The sequence below is a fragment of the Reyranella soli genome, assembly GCF_007992495.1.
GTDB lineage: Bacteria > Pseudomonadota > Alphaproteobacteria > Reyranellales > Reyranellaceae > Reyranella > Reyranella soli.
In genome coordinates this window covers 1-3,170 of record NZ_BKAJ01000319.1, presented here as the reverse complement: position 1 = coordinate 3,170, position 3,170 = coordinate 1, and the positions used below count along the sequence as shown (strand labels likewise).

Below are 3,170 nucleotides of genomic sequence, written 5' to 3'. Positions count from 1 at the left end.
CAGGAAAGGTCCCTCGCTACGCTCGGGATGACAGCGCGCCTGGATCAGGTATCTGCGATACCAAGTACTAGAGGTTCTTCGGATTGCCCTGCAGGACCTTGAGCTTGTAGCCGCTCTTGTCTTTGCGCTTGAAGGTGACCTCGTCGCCCGTGCGGGTGATGGTCTGGCAGTCCTTGTCCTCGTCGGGGTACTTGAAGCAGACCCGCTCACCCTCGAGCGACCACTTGCCCTTGGTGATCTCGCTGCCTTCCAGCAGCGCGAGCGTGCCGTCCTTGCGGTAGTGCTCGAAGATTACCTCACCGTCGACCTTGCCCGTCACCGTATTGCCGATGATCGTCAGCCAGGCCTCGGCGCCGGTCATGGTCTTGTCGGCCGGCGGCGCCGCCGCGGCTGCGGACTGGCCTCCGGTCGAGGGGGCAACGCCGCCCGCTGCACCGGCCCGCGTGCCGGCATACTCGATCTTGAGGCCGAAGATGTCGGTCAGCGCGTTGGGCTGCTCGATCTTGTCGAGATCGTTGATCGAGGCGCTCTTGGCCGGCGTGACCGAGATGGTGATCGGGCCCTTGGGCTTCTTCCAGTCGGCGATGAAGGAGGCCAGGGCGTCCAGTGCCTTGACCGTGCCCGGCCCCTTGCCGGTGGCGAAGGCGCCGATCGGCGCCACGGCCATGGCGACCATGGCGTCGGCCGCCATGCCCTGCTGCTTGGCGACGGCGGGCACCAGCTGCGATAGCAGCCCGACATCCGTGTAGACCAGCGATGCCGAGCGCAGGCTGGCGGTGTCCTTGGCGCCGGCGGCTTCGCTCGCCTTGTCGCTGACGCCGTCGAGAACCAGGCTGAGCGACAAGGTGCCCTGTCCCTGCAGGCCCATCTCGAGCTTCGAGATGGTCAGCACCTTGTCGGCGGCGTTGAGCCGGTAGTCCAGCGCCAGGTCGACCGGTGCCTTGGGGATGCCGAAGCTCTCGAGCATGCCGCTGAGATCGTCGTCGCCCGTCATGCCCTCGATCTTGAGCTTGGCGAACAGCGGGATCTCGTCCTTCTTGCCGCTATCCTTCATGCGATCGAAGTCGATCTCTTCGACGGTGACCTTCTCGATCTTGACCGTGCTGTCCTTGCCGCCGGTCACCGAGGCCGGCACCACGGCAACGACGTTGCTCAGCGTAAAGCCCTTGTCGCCCAGGGGCGCGGCCTTGTCGTAGGTCAGCGACTTGAACTCGAGCTGCGGCTTGATCTCTTTCTCGAAGCGCTGCAGCCCGTTCTGGGCCTGCGCCGGCACCGTCGCGAACAGCGACAGGCCTACCAGGAGAACCAGCGTTCTCCAGAATCCACGTCTTGCCATGTTGGCCTCTCCCCCAATGGAATGAGGCCGGCACCGTATGGGGCTGTTGGCCCGGGGGCTGTGGCGATTGCCACACTCGGCGGGTCTCCACTAGGGTCCGCCCGTGGCAGACCAATCCATCCGCCCGGACCGCACGGGGCCGCCCGGCTGGCTGCAGCGCCTGCACGAGGAGGAGCTGTCGGGCTTCGCCTTCGCCTTCAAGGCGCGCGCCATCGCGCTCGGCATCGTCTTCATCTGGGTGGTGCTGTCCTCGTCGTGGACGCGCCTGCCGGTCCTGATCGCGGCGATGGCGGTGTTCTTCGCGGTCGGCTGGATCGGCTACGCCACCCGCCGCAGCCGCTACATGCTCGCCATGCAGGGCGTGTGCGCCCTGGTCGACGTGGCGATCATCGTCCTGGCCAGCCACTATCCCGAGAACGACTGGTACGAATGGGCGCTGCAGTCGTGGCTGCGTCGCTCGGCCTTCCTCTATCTCGTGGCTTATGTGGCGGCGAGCGCGCTCACTTTTTCCGTCAGGATCGTGCTGATCGCCGGCGCGGCGGCCTTCGTGGGCCAGCTCGCCTCCTTCGCCTTCGTGCTGCATTCCGCCGAGCACGTCGATTCGTTCCGCGGCTTCACCGCCGCTGGCGCCCTCGACCTCCTGCGCCAGCTGATCGAGGTGCAGGGCATCGATGATCCGGTCGTGTTCATGCTGAACCAGCTCGTGCTGCTCGCCATCACCATCGGCCTGATCGCCGGTGCCATCTGGCGCGCCCGCCGCCACGTCGAGCGTGCGGTCATGGCCGAGACCGAGCGCGCCAACCTCGGCCGCTACTTCTCACCCAGTGTCGTCGAGCATCTGGCAGCAGCCGACGTGCGCGGCCTCGAGGCTGGCCGCGCCCAGGACGCCGCCGTGATGTTCGTCGACGTCATCGGCTCGACGCGCCGCATGGAGGCGGTCACCCCGGAAGAGGTGATCGCCATCATCCGCGCCTTCCATCGCCGCATCGTGCCCATCGTCTTTCGCCACAACGGCTCGGTCGACAAGTTTCTGGGCGACGGGCTGATGGCGGTGTTCGGGGCGCCGGAGAAGACGCCCGACGCGGCGCGCGATGCCTTGCTGTGCGCCGTCGAGATCCTCGACACGATCGACCAATGGCGCGATCGGCTCATCGCCGTCGGCAGGGTCGCGACTACCGTCGGCATCGGCATCCATTACGGGCCGGTCATCCAGGGCAATGTCGGCATTGCCGACCGGCTGGAGTTCACGACCTTGGGCGACACCGTCAACGTCGCGAGCCGCCTGGAGAGCATGACGCGCCAGTTCGATGCCGGCGTCCTGCTGAGCGCCGAGGCCGTGGCGGCGGCCGAGCGCGCCAGCCCCTTGCCGAGCGACCTCAAGGCGCGCTGCCGCGATCTTGGCTTGCAGGCCATCGTCGGCCATACACCCATCCACATGATCGCCATCGACCGGAGACCCACCGCATGAGCACTGTCGTTCGCATCGATCCTGGCCCGCGCATGAGCGAGGCCAGCGTCTTCGGTGACCGCATGTATCTCTCGGGCATGATCCCCGAGGACACCTCGGCCGACATCACCGGCCAGGTGCAGCAGGCGCTGGCCGAGATCGATGCCCTGCTGAAGAAGGGCGGCAGCGACAAGTCGAAGATCCTGTCGGCGGTCATCTGGCTGCGCGACATCAGTGACTTCGCCGCCATGAATGCCGTGTGGGACGCCTGGGTCGTGCCCGGCCAGACCCCGGCCCGCGCCACCGTCGAGGCCAAGCTGAACGACCCGAAGATGAAGATCGAGATCATGGTGGTGGCGGCGATCTGATGAGAGTTCATGGTCTTCC

General features: G+C 66.6%; 3 protein-coding genes. 2 read left to right on the top strand and 1 reads right to left on the bottom strand.

All coding sequences use genetic code 11. From position 1 onward, the window contains the following. Positions 1–67 precede the first annotated feature (67 nt). Positions 68–1,336, bottom strand: coding sequence for an aq_1923 C-terminal domain (locus RSO01_RS46345; RefSeq protein ID WP_147157406.1), 1,269 nt, complete (start codon positions 1,334–1,336; stop codon positions 68–70). 103 nt (positions 1,337–1,439) lie between these two features. On the opposite strand from RSO01_RS46345, the gene RSO01_RS46340 reads away from it, so the two are divergent. Both RSO01_RS46340 and RSO01_RS46335 read left to right on the top strand, forming a co-directional pair. Beyond that, a complete protein-coding gene (locus RSO01_RS46340; RefSeq protein WP_147157405.1) occupies positions 1,440–2,804 on the top strand; it encodes an adenylate/guanylate cyclase domain-containing protein in 1,365 nt (454 codons plus the stop codon). Further along, positions 2,801–3,151 (top strand): RidA family protein, encoded by a 351-nt coding sequence (locus tag RSO01_RS46335; protein ID WP_147157404.1) that lies wholly within the window; start codon positions 2,801–2,803, stop codon positions 3,149–3,151. The genes RSO01_RS46340 and RSO01_RS46335 overlap by 4 nt, the downstream gene beginning before the upstream one ends. Positions 3,152–3,170 lie beyond the last annotated feature (19 nt).